This window comes from Gordonia sesuvii (assembly GCF_036350415.1).
GTDB classification, from domain to species: Bacteria; Actinomycetota; Actinomycetes; order Mycobacteriales; family Mycobacteriaceae; genus Gordonia; species Gordonia sesuvii.
Window position 1 is genome coordinate 131,495 of record NZ_JAZDUF010000008.1, and the last position, 25,511, is coordinate 157,005.

Consider the following 25,511-nt stretch of genomic DNA (forward strand, 5'->3'; position numbering starts at 1 on the left):
TCGCCGTCAAGGCCGGCCGCAGGACGATGGGGCGAAACGGCCATAGCCGCCATGGGCAAAGATCAACGGCGATCCGTCGTGCACGACGTCGAGCCCGAGTACCCGGGCGAACACCGCGTAGTGGTCACCCGCCTCATGGACGTGGCTCAGTTCGCAATCGATCCACGCCGTGGCGCCGTCGATGATCGGCGAGCCCGAAGCGCTTTCCCGCCAGCCTATCCCGGCAAACTTGTCGCCTCCCTTCGCGGCGAACTGGCGACAGACGAACTCCTGATCGGCGCCGAGCACGTTGACGCAGAATCTGCCCACTCTCTCGATGCGGGGCCAGCTCGACGACGACTTGTCCGGAAAGAACGCGATCAGAGGCGGGTCCAGCGAAACCGAGGTGAACGAGCCGACCACGAAGCCGGCCCGTTCTCCGTCGGCCTCGGTCGCAGTGACCGCGCATACTCCGGTGGGATAGTGGGCCAGCACCTTTCGGTACCAACCGGGATCGGTGGCCAGTGTCATACGGATGCCCCTTCCTCGATCCGCATGCCGCGCTCACGCAGCGACGGGATGGTGTGACGTGCGATCAGATCCGACGAACCAGGAGCGTCCAGCGGCACCAGAATCACGCCGTCGGCGACTTCGGCGGCGCCGATGTCGGCGATCAGACCGGCCAGGCCGGCCGGGGTTCCGACATAGCGGACCGTCGACTCGTCGGCACCGCGTCGGCCGCGGTACTCGGTGAGGTGTGTGCGAGCCTCCGTGAAGGTGTCGGCCAACAGTCCCTCGAGCCGCAGCATCACCAACGGTGCGACACCGTTGCACCCGTCCATGATTCGCCGTCGCTCGCGCTGCGCTGCGCCGAGGTCTGAGGCGTTCAGGACGATCTCGGGCCGATGCTCCGTCCCGTCGGCCCCGCGGCCGGAGAAGTACAGTTTGCGTTCTGCCGGGGTATCGAGCGCGCGGCAGGCAACTCCCGCAATGGTTGTCATGTCAGTCCTCGTGTTGATCGAGACGAAGTGCTAGTCGTTGTCGAACGCCGGAATGACCTCGCGGCCGATCAGCTCGATCGACTCCATGATGTCGCCGTGCGGCAGTCCGTCGATGCGGAGGATGATCTCCTCCACGCCCATCGCCTCCAGCTTCTTGCCGCGCCGGATGAAATCGTCGGGGGTGCCCACCATGACCACGGAGGTCTCTTCGCACAGCCAGTCCAGATCGTCCTGCTTGTCGATGAGCGTGTTGATGCGATCCATATAGGTGTACCCGGGCTGGTTGGCCATCGGCTTGTAGACCTCGAGGGTGGTCTTGAGGTACTTGATCGCCTCGGCGCCTGAGAGTTCCCGCGCTCGCTCTGTGGTGGAGGCGCAGAATGCCGTTCCCACACACAGTCCGACATAGTCGTTCACCTTGTGCGGTGCCGCCGCGGTCTGGGTGATCGTCTTGCGATAGGTGTCGATGCATTCCTGCAGGAAGTCGAATCCGAAGTAGTTCTCGAACGAGATCACGCCGTAGCCGCGGTCGGCTGCCACGCCGTGCGACTCCACACTCGACGCCGCCATCGACAGATTCGGGAAGCGCTGACCCATCATCTGTGGCACCACAGTGGTCTTCTGGAAATCCCAGTACTTGCCGTGATGCTCGACCTCGTCCGGATTGTCGAGGATGGCCTCCACCGCATCCATCGCCTCGGCGTAGATTTCCCGGGTCTCGGACGGGTCGATGCCGAAGACCTTCATGGTGTTGAGGTTGTTGCCGCGGCCGGTCGCGAGCTCGACCCGACCTCGGGAGACGATGTCGAGCGAAGCCAGACGCTCGGCGATCAGAATCGGGTGATGCCACGTCATCGGCACCACGATCATCGGTCGAAGCTTGATGTTCTCGGTCCGCATGGCGATCGCCGCGTAGAGCACCTCGGGCGCGGAGACGGTGAACCTCGGCGGAAAGAAGTGCTGCTCGGACGTGCCGTATGCGTGGAAGCCCAGTCGGTCAGCAAGCGCGACCTCTTCGATGACCTCGTGATAACGCTCCTCGTTGGTGCTCGAGGACTGATCGGCTTCTTGGATGATGCTCCATCGCATGGCTCTAGCTCCTGTCGGTGTGGGGCCTTGATTGCCCTGTGAAGCAATGTCATTGACCGGCCACGCTGCCGTTGACGATCGCTGTTCTGACCAAACTAGCGAGCGCAACCGCTCCGCGACCTCCGTGGGAAAGAGGAAACCGAGCCCCCGATTCTGCCGAATCGGTGCAGACGGGACCGGATGGCTCGATTGCCCAGAAGTGCGAAAGAGGCCGTCGTGATTTCCGAAATTCGAACGGAGCCAGACATTGTGGCTCCCGATACCGTAGGCCGCGTCCGACCTTCGACAGTGTCACGAGAGGAACCACCGTGCCGTTCTATTCAGCCGTCTACGACTACTACGACAATGAGGAGACCCGACGCAAACGGGCCGACCTGTCCGACGAACACGTCGCGTTCATCGAGGACCTGTTGGCGAGAGAGATCATCCTCGTGGCGACCACGTGGGGCGCCGAGGACCCCCCGGGCGGGCAGATCGTGATCGAGGCGGACTCCACATCGGAAGCGCGAGAGATCATCATGGCCGATCCGAACGCCCGCTCCGGCTGCGGGGTGGTCACCATCAACGAATGGCGCCCGGTGGCGGGACCGCTGGTGGAGACGTTGGCAGCGCAGAAGTAAACAGCGACACCGCGACAACGAAAGGACACCGCGACAACGAAAGCCCCGCTCGTGTAAGGCATACGAGCGGGGCTTTCGTTCGGTCACTCGGGCGGCGTCTGCCCGACACCGGCCGCGGCAAGCTGCGATGCCGCGTGGCCGACCACACGATGCCGTGTCGGCCCGATCAGCGGCAGTGCCAGGATGTCGTCCACGGTGATCTCGGTGAACACGTCGGCAGCATCGGCCAATTCAGACGGCGAGGGCTCGAACCGGTTCACAAAGTAGGCCACGCGCACCGTCTTTCCTGCTGCTTGCGCGGCCTCGACCGCCGGCAGCAGCTCCGGCCGTTGACTCACCAGCACGATCGTGTCGACGTCAGTGGTGGTGGCGGTCCGTACGATGTCGGTGGACATCAGCGCCTCCACCCCTCGTTCGATGAATGCCGAGTAGACCACCTCGGTCCGGCCGGTGCGCACCTCGAAGCCTTGCGATCGCACCATGTCAAGGACGGCGCGGTGGTGGCGCGTTCGAGCCGGATACGGCTCCGCCGGTATCAGCGACATGTAGTAGGACATGGCGGTCGTCTCGGCCGGTGCTGCCAGGGTGTTGGCCAGGGCAGCATAGTCGATGTCGACCGAACACGCCCGTGCATGGAGTGCATCGTAGAAGGGGCCGCCGTCGACGAAAACTGAAGCGCTGTTCATGATTTCCTTCGGTAGATCAGCTGGTCAGCAGTTGCGGTAGAACTCATCCATCATCACGACGAGTTCGGAATCGGGGTCCAGGAGCATCTGCATGTTGGTCTGGTGGTCGCCATACGGTGCGTCGAAGTACTGCGCCTCCATGCCTGCGTCACGCCAGGCCCGGACGAAGTTCTCCGACTGGGTGTGGAACTCGACCGACTCCTCCTCTCCGAGGATCACCAACTGCGGTGGTCCGTGCGCCGGGATGTGGAACAGGGGGCTCTCCTGCAGTGCGATCGCCGAGGTCAATTGGAGTTTCGGTTGAATCCACGAGTACTGGAATGGGCGGATGTCGAACACGCCGCTGATCGGGGCCGCGCCCTTGACGACGTCGGCGGGCAGTCCGTACTGGTGCCAGTCGGTGATCGATACCATCGCGGTCTGATGGCCACCGGCCGAATGCCCGGTCACGAAGATGCGTTCCCGGTCACCGTTGATGCTCTCGGCGTTCTCGTACGCCCACGCCACTGCTGCTCTGGACGCGTTTGTGATGTCAGGGATGCCGACCTTGGGGCACAGGGCGTAGTCGCTGATCACCACCGTGTAGCCGCGCTCGACGAAACCCTGTGCAACACAGGAGAAGAACTTCCGAGTGCACATCATCCACCAGCCGCCGTGGATGAAGACCACGATGGGCGAGTTCGGCTTGGCGGACTTGAAGACGTCGACGCGTTCCTCGTCGCGCGCGCCGATCCTGATGTCCTCGATCGGTTGGTGGCGCTCGAGGGCCTTCGCACTCTCGGTCTGCCAGAAGTCGTTGTACTGAGGGAGATCCCACATGTGGTAGATCAGGTCGAGCTGTACGTCGATCTCGGACTGGTCCTGGTACTGGGTGCCGGGGAGATTGTTCACGATGGTGTCGTCCCTACGTGTCTCGGTCGTGGGTGATGGTGAAGTGACGCGGTCACGGGTGGACGTAGACCTTGCGGACCGTCTCGGTGACATCCCACCGGACTCGCTGGCCGACAATCAGTCGCACGACGTCGCCGGGGCCGACACCAAGCGGTTCGGGGTCGCCGTCGGACACGATGGTGGCGGCGCCGGACAACACGACGAACACCTCGGCGGCTTCCACGACGCCGTCGAGGACGCCCGGCTCCACCTCCCACACACCGAAGTCGACGTCACCGACGGAACCCATGTGGTGAAGCCCGGTCCTGATCGTCGAGTTCCCGTCTCCAGCCGGTGTGTCGACCTTGTCGAGCTCTACGATGTTCGCGCTGGCGAAGTGTTTGGTCATATCGCGATGCTATGAAGGCGATGGGCTGATCGATATCTCCAAACCGAGGAAAGCCACGCCCTACAACTGCACGATGTGTGGACCCACGACACAGCGGCCAATCCGGGAGATGTTCGGCTCGTCCACCGAGAAAGGTGCGCGCAGCCGATGCCTGCGTCTTCCCGGTGAACGGGTGCGCGTGGTCTGGATACCCGGTTTCGATCACGCGGGATCGACAGGGAAGAGACGAATCCGGGGTTGCCGGCTCGTGGCCGACAACCCCGGATTCGTGTGGGACGAGGTGAGCGCTATGTCACGCGAGTCTCGACGGAACTCGATCTGCAGCGTCGACGTCGCGGTCCTGCGTCTCGTGAACGGGCTGCCCGGCGCTGGGCTGCCCGTCGCCGCCGAAGGTCTCGTCGTCGTCGACCTCGGTCAGAGACCGCTTCGAGCGGTCGGCCAGGGCGTACGTCGAGGCGAGGCTCAGCAGGCAGACGACGCCGAGGATGATGCCGACCTGTCCGATGGCCGCCGAGTCGGTGATCAGCCAGGCAGCGATGACCGGGGGCAGCGCTCCGCCGACGATACCTGCGAGGTTGTAGGACAGTGCGGTTGCCGTGAAGCGATACCGCGTGCGGAACAGCTCGGGCAGGTACGCGCCGACCGGGCCGAAGAACAGACCGGCCAGGAACGTCGATCCGAGCACGCCGATGATGAATGTCGGCTCGGAGTCGACCGACACGAATGAGGCGAGCGCGATCGACCAGACGAGACCCAGGACGCTGGTCCAGAGGATGATCCGTCGCCGCCCGACCCGGTCCGAGAGCCAACCGGTGATGGCCACGCCGACGATCTCGACCGCGGAGCCGATGGTGGCGACCACCAGGACGTAATCGCGACTCAACCCGATCTCGCTGGTGCCGTAGCCGATGAGGTAGGTCAGTCCGATGTACAGCAGGGCGAAGGCGCCGCTGACCGACAGTGCCGCCAACAGGATGTGGTGCCATTGGTACTTGAAGGCCTCGACGACGGGAACCTGGGCAACCGTGCTCTCCTTCTTGACCTCCTTGAACGCCGCAGGCTCTTCGAGCCGCAGACGAATCCAGAGGCCGATCGCGATGAGCACGGCGCTCGCCAGGAACGGGATCCGCCAGCCCCACTCGAGGAACTGCTCTTCGGTCGTGAAGGTGTTGACCAGCAGGAATGCGCCCGGGGCGATGATCAGGCCGACGCCGCCGCCGAAGGACGGGAACATCGAGAAGAAGCCGCGTCGCTTGGTCGGTGATTCCTCGGCCGAGAAGAGCGCGGCACCTGCCCACTCGCCGCCGGCCGAGATCCCCTGCGCGATGCGGAGCACCACCAGCAGGATCGGCGCCGCGATCCCGATCTGCGCCGGCGTCGGCATGAGGCCGACCAGGATGGTCGCCGAGCCCATGAGCAGCAACGTCGCGACCAGCGATCGCTTGCGGCCGAGTCGGTCACCGAGGTGTCCGAACACGATGCTGCCGATCGGACGTGCCATGAATGCCACGCCGATCGTCAGGAGTGATGCGACGGTCGCTTCCGCAGTGCCCAGCGCAGGGAAGAACACCTCGCCGAAGACCAGCGTGGCCGCCGTCGCGAAGATCATGAAGTCGTAGTACTCGATGACGCTGCCGACAAAGGCGGCCGAGGCGACTCGGGCCATGCTCTGTCGAGGCGGCTGAGCCGCTTGATCGTCGTGTGTCAGGTCGGTCATGCCTATTTCCTGTTCCTCGGTGTCGATTCCGAGCGCCGAACCGCGTCTCGCGCGTGGCCCGGGCCGTGAGGTCCGGTGGACGATGGCGGAGCATCGATGGTGACAGAACCTCCGTGAGTCCAGTTCTGTGTCGGACGCCACTAGTCTCCGCTGTAGGATCATTAGCTGTCAAGCTAAAAATCTGACTTTTGAGCCTTAGGAAACTATTTCCCTGGGCGCATCGGGAAAAACAGCTGGTGAGCTGCGCCTGGCGGGTCGGGTCATCCGGTCTCGACCCGGGCAGGGTCTGGACTCCGGCTTCTCGACGGCCTTATGATCGGCTGGCAAATGTAAGACATAAGCCTCACTGTGCGAGGTAGAGCAGCGCTTTCCGGAGCGAGTGGAGAAGGTGAAACCGAAATGGCTGACCGAGAAGAATTCGACCCCCCGGCGGGGCGCAACGCCGAGACCGTGTCGTTCATCGGGCTCGGTGTGATGGGGTCCGGTATCGCCCGGAACCTCATGAAGGGTGGGGTCGACCTCACCGTCTACGACGTGCGTCGCGACGTGGTCGAGAGTTTTGCGGCCGAGGGTGCGCGCGCGGCGTCGAGTCCGGCGGATCTCGCCCACAGCAGCTTGGTGTTCGTGAGCGTTCCCGGCCCACCGCAGTTCGAGGAGGTCCTGTTCGGCGAGAACGGCCTCGCGGACCTGCTCGATTCCGGCACGCTGATCGTCGACCTCACCACCAATCGGCCCAGCACTGTCCAGGCTGCCGCGGCCAAACTGGCCGACCGTGGGATCGCGCTGGTCGACGCGCCGGTCAGTGGCGGTCGCGCGGGTGCGGAACAGGGAACGCTGTCGATCCCCGTGGGTGGATCCGCCGACGACTTCCACCGAGCCCAGCCCTACCTCGCGCTGTTCAGTTCGAAGCTGCTGCATGCGGGAGACCTGGGTGCCGGCGACGCGTGCAAGCTCATCCACAACCTGGGCCTCAACATTCAGCGGCAGGCGCTCGCGGAGATGTTCACCCTCGCGGTGAAGTCCGGGATCGAACCGCAACTCATGCACGACTTCGTCTCTGCGGGCTCGTTCGGCCGCAACGACTTTCTGCAGTGGTTGCCGCCCCGGGTGTTCACCCGTGAGTTCGAGAAGGCGGATCCCCCGTGGTACCGCCACGAACTCAGCAACAAGGACACCCGTCTTGCCATGGACATCGCGCGCGATCTCGACGTTCCCGCGCCGCTCGGTTCGGTGTGCCTCGACCTGTCCGAGCAGGTCTTGGAACGTGGATGGGGCGATCGTGATTCGTGGGTCGTCTTCACTCTGCAAGAGGAGGCGGCCGGTGTCGTCATCACGAGCCGGCCGGACGGTGAGGCGGCGCGCGAAACCGCCCCGTGAGCGTCGGCCCCGGTATGTGACGGTGGCCAACAGGTCCCGTTGACAGCGATCTACAACACATCTAATGTCAGTCTTTAAAGCGGATGAGAGTTTGGTGTTCGTCGCGAGCGCCGGATTCGTGGTCTGGCGAACACGGGCCGCAGGCCACGGGAATCAATCGAAGGAGTTGCGTGATGGAGGACTACCGCCAGCAGTTGGTCGACGGCGAGTGGGTGACAGGGAGCGGCGATGAGTACCAGTCGATCAACCCGTACACCGGCGAAGCGTGGGCCGTGTTCAGTGAGGCCAGCGAGGGGGACGTCGACCGCGCCGTGCGTTCCGCGACCGATGCGTTCGAGGTATGGCGGCGCACCCCGGGCCGTGTGCGGGGTGAACTGCTGACGAAGCTTGCCGACCTGATCATCCGCGATCTCGACCGCCTCGCCGAGATCGAGACACGCGACAACGGGAAACTGTTGCGGGAAAACAAGAATCAGATCACATTCGTGGCTCGCAACCTGCGGTTCATGGCTGGTCTGGCCGACAAGATCACCGGTGAGTCGAAGCCGCTGGACACCCTCGACATCATCGATTACACCGAACGTGAGCCGCTCGGTGTCTGCGCCGGGATCTGCGCGTGGAACTCTCCTCTGTCGAACGTCTCCAACAAACTGGGGCCGGCTCTGGCTGCGGGAAACACGATGGTACTCAAGCCTTCCGAGTACACCAGCGCATCCGCGTTGGAGCTCGGCAGACTCGTGTGCGAGGCGGGGTTCCCGCCGGGTGTGGTCAATGTCGTCACCGGCGCCGGAGCCACGGGCCAGGCTTTGACCAGCCATCCCGGGGTCGCCAAGATCAGCTTCACCGGTGGGGTCGAGACCGCGCGGCGAATCGCGGAGAACGGAGCGCAGAACATCGTGCCCGCTCTCTTCGAGCTGGGCGGCAAGTCGGCGAATATCATCTTCTCCGATGCTGACATGGATCTCGCCATTCCTGGCGCGGTCTCGGGAATCTTCGCAGCAGCGGGACAGACGTGCGTCGCAGGATCCCGCCTGCTCGTTCAGGATGAGGTCTATGACGACGTGGTCAACGCCGTCGTCGAACGGACCAAGGCGATCAAACTGGGCGACCCCATGGATCCCGCCACTCATGTCGGCCCGCTGGCCTTCGCGGCGCACAACACTCGCGTGAAGGCCGCGATCGCGAGCGCGCACGAAGACGGTGCACGTCTGGTCGCCGGCGGCGGGGCGCCCGAGGGCATGGAGGACACATTGTTCGTCCAGCCGACCATCTTCGCCGACGTCACACCGAAGATGCGACTGGCTCAGCAGGAGGTCTTCGGGCCGGTACTGGCGATCATGAGGTTCACCTCGGAGGAGGAGGCGATCACGATCGCGAACGGCACCAACTTCGGTCTGGTGGCGGGTCTGTGGACTACGAATCTGACACGTGCACACAGGGTCTCGCGCGAACTGCGAGCAGGCACGATCTACATCAACATGTATCGGGCGATCTCTGCGCAAGCCCCGGCCGGTGGTATCAAGCACAGCGGGTACGGGCGTGAGCGCGGCACCGAGGTGCTGCACGAGTACACGACGACCAAGAACACGATGATCAACCTCTCCGAGGTTCCCCGGGACCCGTTCCTGTTGGGGACCTGAGGCGGGATCCCGCACTTTCACGGCAAGCTCGGCCAACGGCGACGAAGAGGTGTGTCAATGAGCATCGACGACCGGCTCACACGGGGTATGGCAAACCGGCGTGAGGTTCTCGGCGACGAGTACGTCGACGCCGCGCGGCGTCGTACCGGCGGATTCGACAAGGAGTTCCAGGACTTCGTGACGGAGTATGCCTGGGGAACCGTGTGGGACCGGCCGGGACTTCCGCGATCGGTTCGGAGCCTGCTCAACATCGCGATGCTGTCGGCGCTGAATCGTCCCGCAGAGCTCGAGCTGCACATGCGCTCGGCCTTCCGCAACGGCGCCGAGCGGGCGGAGATCGAAGAGGTGATCCTGCAGGTCGGTGTGTACTGCGGGTTGCCGGCGGCGGTGGAGGCGCTGAAGACACTGCACTTGGTGTCTGAAGACGAAACAGCCACGGCCGCGGCGGAATAGCAAGGAGGAGGCCATGCGACAGGCACGCCGGAATGCGCGTTGTTACCGATCGATGCTCTTCGTGCCCGGCCACCGCCAGGACTGGGTGGAGAAGGCGCCGCGTTTCGGCGCGGATGCGCTGATCCTCGATCTCGAGGATGCGGTGCCGCTGGCGCTCAAGTCGGTCGGCCGTGACACCACTGCGCAAGCCTTGGACGGCTTCGCAACGACATCGTTCGGCACATTCGTGCGGATCAACCCGTGGGGGTCCGGTCAGACGCTGGCCGACCTCTCGGCCATCGTCGGGCCGGGACTCGACGGCGTCATGTTGCCGAAGACCGAGGACGCAGAGGACATCGTGTCACTCGACCGCGTCCTCACCGAGTTGGAACTCGAGCGCGGTCTGGAGGTCGGTCGCATCGAGATCTTCCCCTTGTGCGAAACGGCGCTGGGCAAGTATCGGACCTTCGAGATCTGCCTCGCCTCGGAACGTGTCAAGCGGTCTCAGGGTGCAGGCGGCTACGTGCCGAATGCCGACTCCAACAGGGCCATCAACGTGCGCAGCCTCACCGACGAGGGCACCGAGGAGTATCTGACGAACCTTCGGACCGGGCTGGACGCCCGCGCCGCCGGGGTCACCGAGATCATCGGCGGAATGACCACCAAGATCCACGATCTCGATCTGGTCCGGCACTTCGCCCTGCGCGCGAAGGCGGTCGGCGCCACCGGCTCCATGGCCATCCATCCCTCACACGTGGCCATACACAACGAGGTGTTCTCGCCCTCACCCGACGACATCAGTGACGCCAAGGCGGTCATCGCCGCGATGGCCGACGGGATCGCGGTGGGTAAGGCGGCGGTGGAACACAACGGCCGGATGATCGACTACGCGCACGTCCGGACGAGTCTCGACCTCCTCGACCACGCGACCTCACTCGGCATCGATGTCGGGACCATCCCGCACATCGAGCTCGAAGCAGACGACCACACGCAGAAAGAAGGTAACGCAGGATGACTGCGTCACAGGTTGGCAGAACCGAACTCTCCGTACGGAATCCCGACAGCATCTTCGTCAATGGCGCGTGGGTGACCGCTTCGTCGACGACCGTCGCCGATGTGATCGACTCGAACGACGAATCGGTGTACTACCAGGTGGCCAGTGCCGGGTTCGCCGATATGGACCAGGCTGTCGGCGCGGCCCGTACGGCATTCGACGACGGACCCTGGCCGCGGATGACGCACGCGCAGCGTGCGGAGTTCATGCGGGCGATGGCCACCGAGATGGAGAAGCGGTCGGCAGCCTTGGCCGATATCTGGCCGCGCGAATCGGGTGCCCTCTACGTGGAGGCGACTCAACAGGGTGCGACCGCCGCGAACATTCTTCGGTACTACGCCGATCAGGCGGCCACGTACCAGTGGGAGGAGGTCATCCCACCGACGCGAGGCGGCAATTTCGGCCTGCTGGTTCGCGAACCGGTAGGTGTCGTCGGTGCGATCATCCCGTGGAATGGTCCGCTGATGCTCGCCATGTACAAGGTTGCGCCGGCGCTCATCTCGGGCTGCACATTGGTGCTCAAGGCGTCTTTGGAAGCACCCGGCGCGGCGTACGTGATCGCGGAGGCGGCCGAGGCGGCGGGGCTGCCGCCCGGCGTGCTGAACGTGCTGGCGGCCGACCGCGACGTGTCGGAAGCACTCGTCCGCGATCCCCGCACCGACAAGATCGCGTTCACCGGCTCGACGGCGGCCGGGCGACGCATCGCGGCCCTCATGGGCGAGAAGATCGGGCGGGTGACCCTCGAACTGGGCGGCAAATCGGCGGCGATCATCCTCGACGACGCCGACCTCGAATCGGCCGCGCGGTCGTTGGCCGCATCGGAGTGTCATCTCGCCGGGCAGGTCTGCGCGTCGCTGACCCGGCTGATCGTGACCCGCAGCCGCCACGACGAGTTCGTCGACGCGGTGACCGCCGCGTTCGGTGCGAAGCGGGTAGGCAACGCCTTCGCGGAGACCAGTGACATCGGGCCGCTCGCGACGCGAGCGCAGCTCGACCGGGTACAGGGCTACGTCGACCAGGGTCTCGACCGGGGAGCGGTGCTCGCCACCGGTGGGCGCCGCCCGAAAGAGCTGGACAAGGGCTACTTCTTCGAACCGACGGTGTTCGGGAACGTCGACAATCAGAGTGTCATCGCCCAGGAAGAGATCTTCGGCCCCGTCCTCACTGTCATCCCGGCCAAGGACGAAGACGAAGCGATCCGGTTCGCGAACGACACGATCTACGGCCTGAACTCGGCTGTCTTCACCGCCGACGTCGATCGGGCACGGCACGTGGCCGGCCAGATCCGCGCCGGGACGGTCGGCCACAACAGCTACCGTGCCGACTTCGGCATCGCCTTCGGCGGCTTCAAGCAGTCCGGCGTCGGCCGCGAAGGCGGCGTGGAAGGTCTGCACGCGTACCTGGAGGCGAAGACCGTCGTGCTCGACGACATCCCGGAGCGATACCGGTGACCGCCGACCGTGACCACTCCGCACCAGTCCTGAGGAGGACATCGAAATGACCACCACACCAAATGATTCCAGCTCGACCGAGGTCAAGATGGGCGTTCTGCTGTCCGGTTGGCTGGATCCGGCGGCCGGTCGGCCCAGCGAACACATCGCGCGCATGGTGTCGCGCGCCCAGGAGGCCGAGGCCAACCACTTCTCGTCGGTCTGGGTGGGACAGCACATCCTCGCCGAACCATGGCCGACCATCGACACGTCCGTCTATCTGAGCCATCTGGCAGCCGGCACGTCGCTCGACCTGGGCGGGGTGTACCTGCTGCCGCTGGCCCATCCGGTTCGGCTCGCGGAGTCACTGGTCAGTCTCGACCATGTGTCCGGAGGGAGACTGATCTTCGGCGCGGCACTCGGTTGGGCACCAAGGGAGTTCGCGGCGATGAACGTTCCGATGAAACAGCGGGTCGGGCGCTTCGAAGAGACCCTGGACGTCGTCAGGCAACTGTTCACCTCGGATGAGCCGTTCGACTACCACGGAAAGTACCTGGATTTCGAGGGTCTGAAGATGACTGCGCGGCCGGAGCGCCCCGGCGGCATCCCCGTCTGGGTCGGCGGGAGCACTCCGCCCGGCGTGCGCCGGGCGGCCCGGTTGGGTGACACGTGGATCGGCAGTAGTCACAGTGCCTTCCCGGCGCTGCGTGAGCTGTCGGCCGAGTTCGAGTCCGCGCGTGCGGAGCTGGGCCGGCCGGCCACCCGCCGGCCGCTGCTGCGGCATTGTCTCGTGGCCGAGACCGACGAACTGGCGCGCAAGCGCTTCGCCGATTCACACGAGGCGTACTACAAGGCCCTCGGTAGCTGGGGCATGAACAACCGGACGATCGGGTCGAGCGCGAACGAAGCGACCGAACAGCGAGAGATCGTGGGGAGCCCGGACACGGTGATCGAACAGATCTCGCAGTACATCGAGGCCGGGTTCAACGACTTCATCTTCCAGGTCGGTGCTCCGGGCACACCCGACGATGCGGTCAGTGAGTCGATGAAGCTTCTGGGCGACGTGGTGCTGCCGAAGCTGCAACCGTCGCTGACCTGAAGCGTTTGATCCACCCCGAAACAACGTCGACTTACGTTCGACGACAGAAGAATTGAGCCAAGGAGGCCGCCGTGCAAGGGATTGTGTTCACTGGAGATCGCAAGCTCGAGCTCCGCGAGTTCGCCGAGCCCGAGCCAGGGGTCGGCGAGATCGTGGTCAAGGTCGCCGCATCGGGTATGTGCGGCACCGACCTTCATCACTACCGCAAATCGGTCGCGGAGGCGCCGGCTGCCTACATCGCCGGACATGAACCAGCCGGCGTGGTGCACTCGGTGGGACCGGGAGTATTGCCCGCGGTCGCGCACGTCGGTCAGCGTGTCATCGTCAATCACGCCGCCGGTTGTACCGCCTGCGTGCAGTGCCGATCCGGCTGGCCTCAGATGTGCACCGAAGCGCCTCTTCGGATGTTCGGCATCAATGATCATGGCGGCCACGCACCCTTCCTCCGCGTGCCGGCGGAAACGGTCACCCCGCTCGATCCGGGTTTGAGCTTCGAGGCGGGCGCCGCCATCAGCTGCGGGACCGGAACGGCCTGGGGTGCGTTGCGTCGGCTCGGTGACATCGGCGGGTCGCCGTTGGTCGTGTTCGGACAGGGTCCGGTCGGACTGTCCGCGACCATGCTCGCGGCAGCGCGCGGAGCGAGTGTCATCGCCGTCGACATCGAGCCTGCGCGCTTGGAGCGGGCCCGCAAGTTCGGCGCGACCGCCACGGTCAATTCCGCTGTCGACGAACCGGTCTCGGCTATCCGGGATCTCACCGGCGGTGCGGGTTCACCGCTGGCGCTGGAGACATCCGGTAACAGCGCAGCGGCACGGGCCGCGCTCGAATCGCTCGCGCTGTGGGGCACGGGTTGCTTCATCGGCGTCGGCGCCAAGGTCGAGCTCGACGTCTACGGCGAACTCCGCCGCCAGCTCACCCTGATGACGTCCTGGACGCTGTCGAACTTCGAGCAGAAGAAGTGCGCGGATTTCATCCTGCAGAACAACCTGCCGGTCGACGATCTGTTCACCCACCGATGGAAGCTCGACCAGGCCGAGGAGGCCTATCAGGAGTTCGACCGCCAGGTGTCGGGCAAGGGCGCCTTCATCTTCGACTGACGCAGCCCGGCCGGCCTGCGCGACCACGACCTCAACCGCACGAAGGAGCCCCCAGATGGAGCGTCATATCCTCATCGTCCAAGGCAACCCGAACGAAGGCCAGGAAGACGAGTTCAACGACTGGTACTCGAACACCCATCTCGATGAAGTCCTCGACATCCCCGGTTTCGTGAGCGCGCAGCGCTACGTCCACGTGCCGGTGAGCCTGCATCACGGCAAGGCCGCACCGGAGGCGAAGCACCGCTACATCGCCGTCTACGAGATCGAGGGCGACCTCGATGCCGCGGTGAAGGCGTTCGCCGATACCCAGCCGCAGCTGACGCCCACGGCCGCGTTCGACCCGGACAAGGTGAGTCTGGTGTACGAGCCGGTCACCGAGAAGGTGGTGGAGAAGCCGCGGACCCCGAGCGGGTCCGGGCAATCCGCCGACTGACAGCGCTGTTTCGCGTCGCCCAGCGAGTGATGGCACTCAGCGTGATCGGCGCTGAGTGTGGATTGCGCTGAGCCGGATCAGACCTGTTCCTGGTGGCAAGGGTATTGACTCGAAGTTAAATGTACGACAATATGCAATATGAGAAACGGCAACTAAACCGCCGGCGTCGACAGCTCTGTCACATGGGCGATCGAGCCGAGAAACACGATCTCTGAGGTCTGCACATGACACCGAACACCCCGACCAAGCCGCCACTGGACGGCGTGCGCGTGGTCGACATGACGACGTCGTACGCCGGTCCGACCGCCGCGATGTACCTGGCAGATCTCGGAGCCACGGTCATCAAGGTCGAGCGCACGGGCGCCGGTGACGACGCGCGCAGCTGGGGTCCGCCCTTCGCGGACGGGGCGTCGGCCTGGTTCGCCTCGGCGAACCGCAACAAACAGTCGCTCGCGCTCAACCTCCGCCACCCTCGGGGTCGCGAGGTGCTGCTGCGTCTTCTCGATACCGCCGACGTCTTCCTTCAGAACATGAACCCGGCCAAGCTGGAACGTATGGGAATCGACGCCGCCTCGGTCCGGGCTCGCAATCCGCGCCTGGTCTACTGCGCGATGTCCGGGTTCGGCCTCACCGGCCCCGACAGCGAACTGCCCGGCTACGATCTCGTCGCCCAAGCGCGGTCAGGCCTCATGTCGGTCACCGGGGAGAAGGGCCGCAGCCCGCAGCGGGTGTCGACCGCCCTCTCCGACGTCGTCACCGGCATGTGCGCCGCGATCGCGGTCAACGCGGCACTGGTGCGGCAGACCCAGACGGGTCAGGGGGAGACCGTGGATGTGTCGCTGCTCGACACCGACCTGGCACTGATGGCGCCCCGGATTGCGGCGTTCCACGCCGGCGAGCCCGAACCCGCGCCCAGTGGTGGCACCGACTCCGTCCTCGCCGTCTATCAACCGTTCCAGACCGCGGACCGCAGTATCGTCGTCGCGATCGGCAACGACGCCATGTGGCAGCGGTTCTGCGGCGTCGTCGGATTGCCGGAACTGGCCGCCGATCCGGCACTCGCCGACAACGCCGGACGGCGCGCCCACCGGTCTCGGATCACCGAGTGCGTCGCCCGCAGCCTGGCCACCAGGTCGGCGGCCGCTTGGCTGACCGCGTTCGCGGAGGTCGACGTTCCTTCGGCCCCCGTGCAGACGCTGTCCGAGGTCGTCGGCGATCCGCAGGTCATCGCTCGTCGCGCCCTCATGCCGGTGCCCGGATCGGATGGCGACTTGGCCAGTGTGCACAGCCCGTTCCGGCTGGCCTCGCTGCCGGAACCACGCAACGAGCGATTTCCCGATCTCGGAGAGCACTCCGGCTCGGTTCTGGCCGAGATCGGATTCGAAGAGTCCGAGATCGCCACGCTGTTCGCGGAGGGTGCGATCGAAGAGCCCGAACCGGTGGAGACCGAACGTGCGGAGGCGGTCTCGTGAGTGTCGTGCGCACAGAGCGGACGGGTGCGGTGACAACCGTGACCATCGACCGTCCCGACGCCTTCAACGCGCTGAACGCAGAGGTGATCGAGGCGATCGCGACCGCGGTGCGCGACGCCGCCGCTCAGCCGTCGGTGCGCGCAGTCGTGATCACCGGCAGTGGGCAGAAGGCATTCAGTGCCGGCGCCGACCTGAAGGAGCTCGACGGGCTCGGACCTGACGACGCCCATGCCGTGCTCGATCGTGGGCAGCGGGTGTTCCGGGCCATCGAACAAGCGCCCGTGCCAGTCATCGCGGCCGTCAACGGCCTGGCCCTGGGCGGCGGATTCGAGCTCATCCTGGCCACGACGTTTCCGGTTCTGTCCACCAAAGCCGCTCTCGGGCTGCCCGAGTCAGGTCTGGGATTGATACCGGGTTACGGTGGCACACAGCGCCTTCCGCGTGCGGTCGGCGACCGGGTGGCCGCCCATCTGATGCTCACGGGTGCCCGGCTCGATGCCCCTCGCGCCTACGAACTCGGCCTCACCCCGGTGCCGCCGGTCGAGCCGGACGAACTGCTCCCCACCGCGGTCGCAATCGCCGAGAAGATCGCCGCCCAGGGGCCGATGGCAGTCCGAGCCATCCTCGGTGCAGTGGAGTCGGGCCGCGACGCGACGCTCGATGCCGGCCTCGGGATCGAGACCGGACTGGCGGCCCTCGCCGTCGCGGGAGAGGAATCGACGGAAGGTGTCGCCGCCTTCCTCGAACGCAGACCGGCCAAGTTCGCCGATCCGGAGGCAGGTCGATGACGACGCCACTGGACCTCGACTCGGATGCCAAGGCATATCTCGCACTGCACGAGCTTCTCGACGAACCGGCCGCGGACGCCGGGCTGAGCGAACGAGAACTCCAGATCAGGTCGGTGACAAGGGATGTCGTCGCGCGGGAGGTGGCGCCCCGGGCGGCGCACATCGACGCGACCCACGAGTTCGCGCACGACAGTGTGCAGGCATTGGCCGCCGAGGGCCTCTGCGGCCTCGTGTTCCCTCGTGAACTCGGCGGCAGTGCCGACACCAACGTGGCCTACGCGGTTGCGATGGAGGAGATCACCGCCGGATGCGCCGCGACCAGCCTGGTCTTCATGACCCAGATGCACGCCGCATACCCGATTCTGTTGGCCGGTGGCGACGAACTGCGGCAGCGGTATATTCCGCCTCTGCTCGATGGCACCGCCTACGGTTCGCTGGGAATCACCGAGCCCGACGCGGGGTCGGACGTCTCCAGCCTCACCACGACCGCCACCCCTGCATCGGAGGGTTGGATTCTCAACGGGCAGAAGACGTTCATCACCACCGGTGACCGGGCGGACGTGATCGTCTGCTTCGCCACCGTGGACAGGTCCAAGAAGCGTGACGGCATCACCGCCTTCGTCGTCGAGGGTGGCTGGGACGGTGTGGGGCACGGCCAGCCGTTCGACAAGATGGGCATGCACGGGTCGAGCACCGCAGAACTGTTCTTCGACGGTGTCCGCATCCCGAAGGGAAACCTGCTCGGTGAGGTCGGCGGCGGCTGGTCGGTGGTGATGAGTTCGGTCGTCAAATCCCGGATCAGCGCCGCGGCCCAGGGAATCGGCCTGGCCCGTGGCGCATACGCGCGAACCCTCAGTGCGCTCCGCGGGATCTACGGACATCGGCTACCAGACGAGCACACCTTCGCGCTCGCCGACCTGCGGGGACGAATCCTACAGGGCCGGTTGCTGTTACACGCCGTCGCTCGGCAGGTCGATCAGAATCCACACGTGACGCCTGGGCAGATCGGCATCATGAAGCAGTCATGCACCGACCTGGGCTTCAATGCCTCCGTCGAGGCGATCCGGATACTCGGTCCGCTCGGAGACCTCACCGACCTCGGTGTCGAACGATGTCTGCGTGACGCGAAGGTCACCCAGATCTATGACGGAACCAACGAGATCCAGCGGCTGCTCATCGGCCGCGAGACGAACCGCGCGATGAAGGACGGGGTATGACAACACTCGAGGGCAAGGTCGCGATCGTCACCGGCGCCGGCCGCGGTCTGGGGCGGGCGATGGCTCAGGCGCTGGTGGGTGAAGGTGCGGCGGTGACGGTTGCATCCAGGACCGGATCCGAGTTGGATTCCTTTGTTGCGGAGGTGAAATCGGGGGGTGGTCAGGCTCTCGCGTGTCCAACCGATATCACCGACGAGGCGTCTGTGGTGCGTATGGTCGAAGCCACCGTGGAGACCTTCGGACGCGTCGACATCCTCGTGAACAATTCGGGGATCGTGTCGACCACGCCCCTCGTCGATCAGACCGCCGAGGACTGGGATCGGGTGATCGCGACGAACCTCCGCGGCACGTTCCTGGCCACCCGCGCCGTTGGTCCGCGTCTGCTCGCGCAGGGTTCGGGCAAGGTGGTCAACATCGCATCGAACTTCGCCCTGCAAGGTGTCGCCAACCATGCCGCATATTCCGCCTCGAAAGCCGCCGTCATCGCATTCACCCGCTCGATGGCGATCGAATGGGCGCGGCACAACGTCCAGGTGAACGCGATCGCACCCGGGTACTTCGCGACGGACCTGAACGCCGACGTCCGCGAGGACAGTGACACCTACTCGCGCGTGGTCCGCGCCATCCCGGCGCGACGGATGGGAGAGGCAGCCGAGCTGAAGCCCTGGCTGCTGAATCTTGCGGGGCCCGCGTCCGACTTCATGACCGGCGAGATCATCGTCATCGACGGCGGCCAGAGCGTCCGCTGAATCACGAGGAGTAGCAGTGAGTAACGAAACCAAGACCGTCGCCGTTCTCGGTGCCGGCACGATGGGCTCGGGTATCGCCACCGTGATGGCTCGGGCCGGGCACCGCACCATCCTCTTCGACATCAACGAGAAGAACCTGGGCCGCGGCATCGACACCGTGCACGGATTCTTCGACAAGAGTGTCAAACTCGGAAAGCTTGACGCTACGGCAGGACAGGCGGCGAAGGACTCCTTGTCGGGCGCGACCGATCTGACCGACCTCGCGTCCTGCGATGTCATCGTGGAAGCGGTGTTCGAGGACCTCGCGCTCAAGAAGGACACCTTTTCTCGTCTCGATGAGATCGTTTCCGAGACAACTCTTTTCCATACGAATACCTCGACCTTGTCGGTGACCGGCATCGCTTCCGGGTCGCGACTGCCCGAACGTGTCGTCGGGACCCACTACTGCAACCCGGCACCCCTGATGAAGCTGGTCGAGGTGGCCGACGGTCGACACACCGCCGACTGGGCCCACAAGGCGACAGTCGAGTTCCTCGCCTCCCTCGGCAAGACCAGTGTGGTCACCAGGGACCGGCCGGGATTCATCGTGAACCGCTTCCTGATCCCCTGGGAGAACTCGTGCATTCGCGCGCTCGAGTCCGGGCTCGGCACGAAGGAATCCATCGATGCGGCAGTGCTCGGGTCGCTCGGGCATCCGATGGGTCCGTTCCGGTTGCTCGACATCGTCGGGATGGACATTCACCAGCAGGTGGCGACGCGACTGTACGAGCAGCTTCGCGACCCACGTTTCTACCCGCCGCCGATGGTCGAGCGAATGGTCGCAGCGGGCGATCTGGGCCGCAAGACCGGCCGGGGCTTCTACGAGTACGACGACACCCGCCTGTTCGGGTCGTGAGGAGAGACGCGATGAACGAGAAGATGGATCTCCCTGTTGTAGGTGTTCTCGGATTCGGCACGATGGGCGCCGGGATCGCACAGGTCTTCGCGGCATCCGGGCGAGACGTCGTGGTCCTGGACACCTCCGCGGCGCGACTCGAAGCGGGGCGGGCCTCGGTGGCCGCGTTCCTCGATGGCGGAGTGTCGCGGGGCAAGATCACCGACGACGACAAAGCTGCGATCCTGGCGCGCATCACGGTCACCACGGCCGCGGCCGAACTCGCCGGCGTCGACGCCGTCGTCGAGGCGATCAGTGAGAACGCCGACGCCAAGACGGCGCTCTTGACCGAGGTCGCGAGCGTCGTCGGCGCCTCGGTTCCATTGCTGACCAACACGTCGGCTCTCTCCGTCACGGATCTCGCTGCGGCGCTGCCGAATCCCGCTCGCGTCGCCGGCCTGCACTTCTTCAACCCCGCGCCGGTCCAGTCGACCGTCGAGGTGGTGCGGGCGCTACAGACCGACGAAGCAGTCGTCGATCGCCTCGTCGCGGTCGTCGACTCACTGGACGGAAAGACACCGATCGTGGTCAAGGATCGCCCCGGATTCCTCGTCAACTCGCTGCTGTTGCCCTACCTGAACGACGTCGTCGCCGAGTACGACGACGGTCTGGCCACGGCAGAGGACATCGACGTCGCGCTCGAACTGGGTCTCGGCTACAAGACCGGGCCGTTGAAACTCCTAGACATGATCGGTCTCGACGTCCATCTGCACGCGACCACAGCTGTTTTCGACTCGACCGGTGACCCGCGTTACGCCCCTCCGCCATTGCTCCGGCAGATGGTTGCCGCCGGGATGCTGGGCGATAAGAACGGCCGCGGATTCCGAACCACTCAGTCTTTCGAGGAGAACAACTGACATGAGCTACAACGACATTCTCACCACTGTCGACGGCCCGGTGCTGACGATCACGATCAATCGGCAGGAAGCGGGCAACAAGTTCCGTCATCAGACCTGCCTCGAACTCTTCGATGCACTCCAGAAGTTCCGCATCGATCCGTCACTGCGGGCGGCGATACTCACCGGAGCCGGTACCAAGTTCTTCTGCATCGGCGGCGAACACGACGAACTCACCTCGCTCGACCAATCGCAGGTGTTGCCGATCATCGACGTCTACCAGGCGATCGACACGATCGCGAAGCCGATCATCGCCGCGGTCAACGGCTTCGCGGTCGGCGGCGGCAACGTGTTGCACACCGTCTGCGATCTGTCCGTGGCCGCGGACAACGCGGTGTTCCGTCAGGTCGGACCGATGGTCGGTAGCTTCGACGCCGGCTACGGCAGTTGGTATCTCGAGGACACCATCGGTCGTAAGCGGGCCAAGGAGATGTGGTACCTCAACAAGAAGTACTCTGCGGAGCAGGCCCGTGAGATGGGCCTTGTCAACGAGGTGGTACCAGGGGATCAGCTGCTCGATCGTGCCGGCGAGATCGCGCGCACGATCACCGAGCGCAGCCCGCTGGCGATCGGCGGAATGAAAGCCGCGTTCTCTGCGCGCCACAACGGAGTCTCCGGCCAGGCGCGGATGGCACACGACCAGCAACTCACCCTGTACCTGCAGACGCAGGAAGCCCACGAGGTCTCCGCCGCATTCGGCGAGCGACGTACCCCCAAGACCGAGAGCTTTTGGTCGTGAGCGCTGCGACGCGCTGGTGGGGGCCCGATCTCGACGACGAGCAGGGCGCCGTCCGGGACATGCTCGACGACTTCACCGCCGGACACTCACTCACTCTGGACGATGACCGCCATCTCGTCGGCGAACTCGTCACAGAACTCGCCGAACTCGGTGTATGGACGGTGGGAACGGCGGAGGCCGCCGGTGGAGGTGGCGCCGAGCGAGTGACCACAGCGCTGGTCTTCGAGCGGCTCGGCCGAGCATGGCCCGCGCTCGGTTGGGCGTCCGTCCAAGCCCATGCCGCCGTGGACGTCCTGTCCGGTGATGAGCGCTTCGAGACGCTCGTGGGTGCGCTGCACACCGGGGAGTCGTCCGTCGCCGTGCTCGACACGTCATCGTCACACGTGCGGGTCGCGATCGATGGCGGCCGGGTGACCGGCACGATCGATCGGTTGGATGCTGCAGGCGAGTCGCCGTACCTCGTCATCCTGGACGGCGACAACCGTGCGGTCGTGATCGAGCAGGCCGCTGCGTCCTTTACCCCGTTGCGGCGCACCGGACTCGGCGGCGCATTCACCCGTTCCGCCGACATCGATGCCGACGGCGCTCGTGTGCTCCACGTCACCGACGTCGATGTCGACGCCGCGCGGACTCGACTCCTGCTGGGTGCGGCATGTGTGGCGGCCGGGCTTGCCGCGTCGGCTGCAGCTGCGGCTCTGCAGTACGCAGCCGGCCGCGACCAGTTCGGAGGCGCGCTGACCGACATCCCGATCGTGCGGCTCGGTCTCTTCGAGCAAGCCGCCCACTCCGCAGTGGGTCTGTCCGCAGCCCTGTCGGCTGCCGCACATCCCCTGACCGCCCTCGCGGTCGCCCGATCGTGTTGCGACAGTGCGGTGACGGTGGCCGCGGCGTCCCTCCAATCACATGGAGGCTATGGGTACCTCACCGAGTACGGGGCGGAACGCCGCTTGCGCGACGCCATCTCGCTGCGGGCGGCAGTCGACCCGCACGGCGCGACCGCAGCCGCCGGCCGTGTCTACGCAGGCGTGCCGCCGGTGACCGAGATACCTGCGTGACCGACCGAGCACAATCCGAGAAGGAGAATCGCCCATGCGTGCTGCGCTCGTGAGGGAGTTCGGGTCCCCTGCCGAACTCGTCATCGAAGAGGTTCCCGATCCGGTCACCGGCCCGGGCGAGGTCCTGATCCAAATCTGTTCGGCCAGTGTCAATTTTCCCGATCTCTTGGTCGTCGACGGCACGTATCAACACCTGCCGACCCGACCATTCAGCCCCGGCAAGGATGCTGCCGGGCGCGTGATCGCGATCGGCGAGGGCGTCACCCGCCTCGGTGTCGGTGATCGCGTACTGGCGTTGGTGGAGTATGGCGGCTATGCCGAGAAGATAGCGGTACGTGAGGAGTTCGTCGTCGGACTACCTGACGCGGTCGACTACGCGAGCGCAGCGGCCAGTGGCCTGGTGTACTCGACTGCTCACTTCGGGCTGCGCCGACGGGGTGGTGTGAAGGCCGGTGAGACCGTGCTGGTCACCGGCGCGGGGGGTGGCGTCGGATCCGCGGCGGTGCAGCTGGCGAAGGCTTGGGGGGCTCGGGTGATCGCACTGGCACACGACGATGACCGGGCCGAACTGGCTCGCCATCAGGGGGCCGACGTGGTCCTCACATCCCCGCCCGAGACGTTGCGTGACGACATCCTCGCCGCCACCGACGGCCGCGGAGCCGACCTCGTGATCGAAGTGCTCGGCGGTGACTACCTGACGCAGATCATCCGCGCCACCGCATGGGAGGGACGGATCGTGATCGTCGGGTTCGCCTCCGGCGGACAGAATCCGATCAAACCAGGCCATGTACTCGTCAAGTCGATCAGCCTCGTGGGTCTCCAGAGCAGTGACTACCGAGACCGCGACCCAGCCGCCATGCGTGACGCCGCGGCCGAGGTGCTCGACCTGCTCGCACAAGGCCGACTCGATGCGTCGGTGGACACGGTCTACCCGCTGGAGAAGGCCGGTGACGCGCTGCAGCACGTGCTGGACGGAAAGGTCCGGGGCAAGGTCGTGTTGACCACCGGCCTCGACTGAATCGATCCGCACGCGTCGACCACCTCGACGACCACAACAGAGAAAGGGAGAACGATGACTCTGCCGAAGGAAGTCGGCGTGTACGGCGGCGGCCGAATGGGTGCCGGAATCGCGCACGCGATGCTTCTCGCCGGTACCTCCGTCGTCGTGATCGAAACCGACGACGACACGGCGCGCGCTGCGGGAGAACGAGTGTCGGCGAGCCTCGCCAAGGCGGATGAGCGTGGGTTGCTCACCGAGCCGGTCGACGCCGTCCGGACGCGACTCACCACGACCGCCGACACCGATGCGCTGGCCACGTGTGGGCTGGTCATCGAAGCAGTTCCCGAGATCAGCGAACTGAAGTCGAAGGTGCTGTCGCGTATCGAATCCGTGGCACCGCAGGCCGTGCTGGCGACCAATACCAGCTCCCTGTCCGTCGACGGGCTCGCCTCCGGATTGGCACGGCCGGAGAACTTTCTCGGTCTGCACTTCTTCAACCCGGTCCCGGCCAGTGAACTCGTCGAGATCGTCGTCGGTGCCAAGACCACCCAGGAGGTCGTCCGCGACGCGCAGCGCTGGGTCGCCGACCTCGGCAAGACCGCGATCACCGTCACCGACTCGCCCGGATTCGCCTCCTCTCGGCTGGGCGTGGCGATCGCACTCGAGGCGATGCGCATGCTCGAGGATGGCGTGGCGACCGCGGCCGACATCGACACCGCGATGACCCTCGGCTACAAGCACCCGATGGGACCGTTGCGTACCACCGACATCGTCGGTCTCGACGTGCGGCTCGCGATCGCAGAACACCTCGCGCGCGAGGTCGGCCCCCGTTTCGAACCACCAGCGATCCTGCGTGAACTGGTCGACGCAGGACACCTCGGCCGCAAGACCGGCCGGGGCTTCTACTCCTGGTGAGGTCCCGCATCCGCCCTCTGTGATACTGGTGACCCACCACTTCGGCACGCGGGAAGCGAGTTTCACTTGGGTGTTCTGTACCTGGTGCGCCATGCCCAGGCCAACGTCGAGGCCTACGGGCCGGGAAGCCGCACATCCGGTGTCGGCGGATTGACCGAGCTGGGCCGCGAACAGGCGAGGCTGGCCGGAAGAGCTCTGGGCGAACGCGGAGGAACCATCCGGCACGCGATCGCGGGAGACCTTGCGCGTCAGCAGGAGACACTGGACATCGTGCTGTCCGCCGCCGGCGCCGCACCGCAGATGACCGAAGACGCACGGTGGAACGAGTACGACATGCGCGGCCTGGTCGGCGACGATGCGGTCACCCGCAGCGGCGCGGATCTACAGCGGGTGGTCGATTCCGCTCTCGACCAATGGGTGACCGGTGGCGCGGTCGGTGTTGCCGAACCCTACAGTGCTTACACGCGCAGATGCGCTGATGCTCTTGACGCGGCGCAGAGTCTGGCCGGGTCGGGATCGTCGGTCGTCGTGGTCTCCTCGTCCGGAACGATCTCCCAGGTCCTCGCACAGGTCCTGGGCATCGCGGCAGGTGGCTGGATTCGGCTGTCGCGCACCATGGTCAATGCGTCGACGTCAAAGCTCATCGTCGGGCGGTCGGGTGTCTCGGCAGTCTCGATGAACGAGCACTCGTATCTCGAGTCCGGCGGCGTGGGCTTCGCGACATACCGGTGACGACTTGATCCGGTCGGGCATGGTGGAACCCCAGAAGGTTTGCATCACCGCAACTCGTCGGCCCCGGTGTCGGAGTACCGT

General features: G+C 65.5%; 27 protein-coding genes. 20 read left to right on the plus strand and 7 right to left on the minus strand.

Annotated elements, in window-relative coordinates:
• Positions 1-6 precede the first annotated feature (6 nt).
• From VZC37_RS22005 to VZC37_RS22015, 3 genes are read right to left on the minus strand one after another with little or no spacing between them, the layout of a single operon-like run.
• Entirely contained in the window at positions 7-510 is a 504-nt protein-coding gene (locus VZC37_RS22005; protein WP_330435786.1) for a flavin reductase family protein, read from the minus strand.
• Complete coding sequence (locus VZC37_RS22010) at positions 507-980, minus strand: hypothetical protein (protein ID WP_330435788.1); 474 nt, start codon at positions 978-980, stop codon at positions 507-509. The genes VZC37_RS22005 and VZC37_RS22010 overlap by 4 nt, the downstream gene beginning before the upstream one ends.
• 30 nt (positions 981-1,010) lie before the next feature.
• Positions 1,011-2,069, minus strand: a complete 1,059-nt coding sequence (locus VZC37_RS22015) for an LLM class flavin-dependent oxidoreductase (protein ID WP_330435790.1) — start codon at positions 2,067-2,069, stop codon at positions 1,011-1,013.
• A gap of 308 nt (positions 2,070-2,377) precedes the next feature.
• Here VZC37_RS22015 and VZC37_RS22020 point away from each other — a divergent pair, with 308 nt between their 5' ends.
• Positions 2,378-2,689 carry a YciI family protein gene (locus VZC37_RS22020; RefSeq protein ID WP_330435793.1) on the plus strand — a complete coding sequence of 104 codons (312 nt, stop codon included), beginning with the start codon at positions 2,378-2,380 and terminating at the stop codon, positions 2,687-2,689.
• Between the two features lie 83 nt (positions 2,690-2,772).
• Here VZC37_RS22020 and VZC37_RS22025 read toward each other — a convergent pair whose 3' ends face one another.
• From VZC37_RS22025 to VZC37_RS22040, 4 genes are all read right to left on the minus strand, one after another.
• Positions 2,773-3,375 (minus strand): NYN domain-containing protein, encoded by a 603-nt coding sequence (locus VZC37_RS22025; RefSeq protein ID WP_330435794.1) that lies wholly within the window; start codon positions 3,373-3,375, stop codon positions 2,773-2,775.
• A gap of 24 nt (positions 3,376-3,399) precedes the next feature.
• Positions 3,400-4,266, minus strand: a complete 867-nt coding sequence (locus tag VZC37_RS22030; protein WP_330435796.1) for an alpha/beta hydrolase — start codon at positions 4,264-4,266, stop codon at positions 3,400-3,402.
• Between the two features lie 52 nt (positions 4,267-4,318).
• Positions 4,319-4,654: a cupin domain-containing protein gene (locus tag VZC37_RS22035; RefSeq protein WP_330435798.1), complete on the minus strand. Its 336-nt coding sequence runs from the start codon at positions 4,652-4,654 to the stop codon at positions 4,319-4,321.
• Positions 4,655-4,946: 292 nt separating this feature from the next.
• Entirely contained in the window at positions 4,947-6,371 is a 1,425-nt protein-coding gene (locus VZC37_RS22040) for an MFS transporter (protein ID WP_330435800.1), read from the minus strand.
• Positions 6,372-6,770: 399 nt separating this feature from the next.
• On the opposite strand from VZC37_RS22040, the gene VZC37_RS22045 reads away from it, so the two are divergent.
• From VZC37_RS22045 to VZC37_RS22135, 19 genes are all read left to right on the plus strand, one after another.
• On the plus strand, positions 6,771-7,748 hold the full coding sequence (locus VZC37_RS22045) for an NAD(P)-dependent oxidoreductase (RefSeq protein ID WP_330435802.1): 978 nt from the start codon (positions 6,771-6,773) through the stop codon (positions 7,746-7,748).
• 173 nt (positions 7,749-7,921) lie between these two features.
• Positions 7,922-9,388 (plus strand): aldehyde dehydrogenase, encoded by a 1,467-nt coding sequence (locus tag VZC37_RS22050; RefSeq protein WP_330435804.1) that lies wholly within the window; start codon positions 7,922-7,924, stop codon positions 9,386-9,388.
• A 57-nt stretch (positions 9,389-9,445) separates the two neighbouring features.
• A complete protein-coding gene (locus VZC37_RS22055; RefSeq protein WP_330435806.1) occupies positions 9,446-9,841 on the plus strand; it encodes a carboxymuconolactone decarboxylase family protein in 396 nt (131 codons plus the stop codon).
• 13 nt (positions 9,842-9,854) lie between these two features.
• On the plus strand, positions 9,855-10,835 hold the full coding sequence (locus VZC37_RS22060) for an HpcH/HpaI aldolase/citrate lyase family protein (RefSeq protein ID WP_330435808.1): 981 nt from the start codon (positions 9,855-9,857) through the stop codon (positions 10,833-10,835).
• The gene (locus VZC37_RS22065) at positions 10,832-12,325 is read left to right on the plus strand and encodes an aldehyde dehydrogenase (RefSeq protein WP_330435811.1); all 1,494 of its coding nucleotides are present in this window, start codon (positions 10,832-10,834) and stop codon (positions 12,323-12,325) included. Before VZC37_RS22060 ends, VZC37_RS22065 begins: the two co-directional genes overlap by 4 nt.
• Before the next feature lie 46 nt (positions 12,326-12,371).
• Positions 12,372-13,403: an LLM class flavin-dependent oxidoreductase gene (locus VZC37_RS22070; protein ID WP_330435813.1), complete on the plus strand. Its 1,032-nt coding sequence runs from the start codon at positions 12,372-12,374 to the stop codon at positions 13,401-13,403.
• A 71-nt stretch (positions 13,404-13,474) separates the two neighbouring features.
• A complete protein-coding gene (locus VZC37_RS22075; protein WP_330435815.1) occupies positions 13,475-14,500 on the plus strand; it encodes a zinc-dependent alcohol dehydrogenase family protein in 1,026 nt (341 codons plus the stop codon).
• Between the two features lie 55 nt (positions 14,501-14,555).
• Positions 14,556-14,933 carry a hypothetical protein gene (locus tag VZC37_RS22080; RefSeq protein ID WP_330435817.1) on the plus strand — a complete coding sequence of 126 codons (378 nt, stop codon included), beginning with the start codon at positions 14,556-14,558 and terminating at the stop codon, positions 14,931-14,933.
• 224 nt (positions 14,934-15,157) lie between these two features.
• Entirely contained in the window at positions 15,158-16,405 is a 1,248-nt protein-coding gene (locus tag VZC37_RS22085) for a CaiB/BaiF CoA transferase family protein (RefSeq protein ID WP_330435818.1), read from the plus strand.
• Positions 16,406-16,410: 5 nt separating this feature from the next.
• Positions 16,411-17,193 (plus strand): enoyl-CoA hydratase/isomerase family protein, encoded by a 783-nt coding sequence (locus VZC37_RS22090; RefSeq protein ID WP_330436010.1) that lies wholly within the window; start codon positions 16,411-16,413, stop codon positions 17,191-17,193.
• Entirely contained in the window at positions 17,190-18,410 is a 1,221-nt protein-coding gene (locus VZC37_RS22095) for an acyl-CoA dehydrogenase family protein (protein ID WP_330435820.1), read from the plus strand. Before VZC37_RS22090 ends, VZC37_RS22095 begins: the two co-directional genes overlap by 4 nt.
• Complete coding sequence (locus VZC37_RS22100; RefSeq protein WP_330435822.1) at positions 18,407-19,159, plus strand: SDR family NAD(P)-dependent oxidoreductase; 753 nt, start codon at positions 18,407-18,409, stop codon at positions 19,157-19,159. Before VZC37_RS22095 ends, VZC37_RS22100 begins: the two co-directional genes overlap by 4 nt.
• 16 nt (positions 19,160-19,175) lie before the next feature.
• Positions 19,176-20,054, plus strand: coding sequence for a 3-hydroxyacyl-CoA dehydrogenase family protein (locus VZC37_RS22105; protein WP_330435825.1), 879 nt, complete (start codon positions 19,176-19,178; stop codon positions 20,052-20,054).
• 11 nt (positions 20,055-20,065) lie between these two features.
• Positions 20,066-20,950 carry a 3-hydroxyacyl-CoA dehydrogenase family protein gene (locus VZC37_RS22110; protein WP_330435827.1) on the plus strand — a complete coding sequence of 295 codons (885 nt, stop codon included), beginning with the start codon at positions 20,066-20,068 and terminating at the stop codon, positions 20,948-20,950.
• Between the two features lies 1 nt (position 20,951).
• Positions 20,952-21,728: an enoyl-CoA hydratase-related protein gene (locus VZC37_RS22115; protein ID WP_330435830.1), complete on the plus strand. Its 777-nt coding sequence runs from the start codon at positions 20,952-20,954 to the stop codon at positions 21,726-21,728.
• Positions 21,725-22,783 carry an acyl-CoA dehydrogenase family protein gene (locus VZC37_RS22120; RefSeq protein WP_330435832.1) on the plus strand — a complete coding sequence of 353 codons (1,059 nt, stop codon included), beginning with the start codon at positions 21,725-21,727 and terminating at the stop codon, positions 22,781-22,783. The genes VZC37_RS22115 and VZC37_RS22120 overlap by 4 nt, the downstream gene beginning before the upstream one ends.
• A gap of 34 nt (positions 22,784-22,817) precedes the next feature.
• On the plus strand, positions 22,818-23,801 hold the full coding sequence (locus VZC37_RS22125; protein ID WP_330435834.1) for an NADPH:quinone oxidoreductase family protein: 984 nt from the start codon (positions 22,818-22,820) through the stop codon (positions 23,799-23,801).
• A gap of 54 nt (positions 23,802-23,855) precedes the next feature.
• Complete coding sequence (locus VZC37_RS22130; RefSeq protein ID WP_330435835.1) at positions 23,856-24,698, plus strand: 3-hydroxyacyl-CoA dehydrogenase family protein; 843 nt, start codon at positions 23,856-23,858, stop codon at positions 24,696-24,698.
• A gap of 66 nt (positions 24,699-24,764) precedes the next feature.
• On the plus strand, positions 24,765-25,430 hold the full coding sequence (locus VZC37_RS22135; RefSeq protein WP_330435837.1) for a histidine phosphatase family protein: 666 nt from the start codon (positions 24,765-24,767) through the stop codon (positions 25,428-25,430).
• Positions 25,431-25,511 lie beyond the last annotated feature (81 nt).

What these genes read in the sequence shown, in the direction of transcription:
- VZC37_RS22005 (WP_330435786.1), bottom strand. Translation starts at nt 510, where the DNA reads ATGACACTGGCCACCGATCCCGGTTGGTACCGAAAGGTGCTGGCCCAC.
- VZC37_RS22010 (WP_330435788.1), bottom strand. Translation starts at nt 980, where the DNA reads ATGACAACCATTGCGGGAGTTGCCTGCCGCGCGCTCGATACCCCGGCA.
- VZC37_RS22015 (WP_330435790.1), bottom strand. Translation starts at nt 2,069, where the DNA reads ATGCGATGGAGCATCATCCAAGAAGCCGATCAGTCCTCGAGCACCAAC.
- VZC37_RS22025 (WP_330435794.1), bottom strand. Translation starts at nt 3,375, where the DNA reads ATGAACAGCGCTTCAGTTTTCGTCGACGGCGGCCCCTTCTACGATGCA.
- VZC37_RS22035 (WP_330435798.1), bottom strand. Translation starts at nt 4,654, where the DNA reads ATGACCAAACACTTCGCCAGCGCGAACATCGTAGAGCTCGACAAGGTC.
- VZC37_RS22040 (WP_330435800.1), bottom strand. Translation starts at nt 6,371, where the DNA reads ATGACCGACCTGACACACGACGATCAAGCGGCTCAGCCGCCTCGACAG.
- VZC37_RS22045 (WP_330435802.1), top strand. Translation starts at nt 6,771, where the DNA reads ATGGCTGACCGAGAAGAATTCGACCCCCCGGCGGGGCGCAACGCCGAG.
- VZC37_RS22050 (WP_330435804.1), top strand. Translation starts at nt 7,922, where the DNA reads ATGGAGGACTACCGCCAGCAGTTGGTCGACGGCGAGTGGGTGACAGGG.
- VZC37_RS22055 (WP_330435806.1), top strand. Translation starts at nt 9,446, where the DNA reads ATGAGCATCGACGACCGGCTCACACGGGGTATGGCAAACCGGCGTGAG.
- VZC37_RS22060 (WP_330435808.1), top strand. Translation starts at nt 9,855, where the DNA reads ATGCGACAGGCACGCCGGAATGCGCGTTGTTACCGATCGATGCTCTTC.
- VZC37_RS22065 (WP_330435811.1), top strand. Translation starts at nt 10,832, where the DNA reads ATGACTGCGTCACAGGTTGGCAGAACCGAACTCTCCGTACGGAATCCC.
- VZC37_RS22070 (WP_330435813.1), top strand. Translation starts at nt 12,372, where the DNA reads ATGACCACCACACCAAATGATTCCAGCTCGACCGAGGTCAAGATGGGC.
- VZC37_RS22080 (WP_330435817.1), top strand. Translation starts at nt 14,556, where the DNA reads ATGGAGCGTCATATCCTCATCGTCCAAGGCAACCCGAACGAAGGCCAG.
- VZC37_RS22085 (WP_330435818.1), top strand. Translation starts at nt 15,158, where the DNA reads ATGACACCGAACACCCCGACCAAGCCGCCACTGGACGGCGTGCGCGTG.
- VZC37_RS22095 (WP_330435820.1), top strand. Translation starts at nt 17,190, where the DNA reads ATGACGACGCCACTGGACCTCGACTCGGATGCCAAGGCATATCTCGCA.
- VZC37_RS22100 (WP_330435822.1), top strand. Translation starts at nt 18,407, where the DNA reads ATGACAACACTCGAGGGCAAGGTCGCGATCGTCACCGGCGCCGGCCGC.
- VZC37_RS22110 (WP_330435827.1), top strand. Translation starts at nt 20,066, where the DNA reads ATGAACGAGAAGATGGATCTCCCTGTTGTAGGTGTTCTCGGATTCGGC.
- VZC37_RS22115 (WP_330435830.1), top strand. Translation starts at nt 20,952, where the DNA reads ATGAGCTACAACGACATTCTCACCACTGTCGACGGCCCGGTGCTGACG.
- VZC37_RS22125 (WP_330435834.1), top strand. Translation starts at nt 22,818, where the DNA reads ATGCGTGCTGCGCTCGTGAGGGAGTTCGGGTCCCCTGCCGAACTCGTC.
- VZC37_RS22130 (WP_330435835.1), top strand. Translation starts at nt 23,856, where the DNA reads ATGACTCTGCCGAAGGAAGTCGGCGTGTACGGCGGCGGCCGAATGGGT.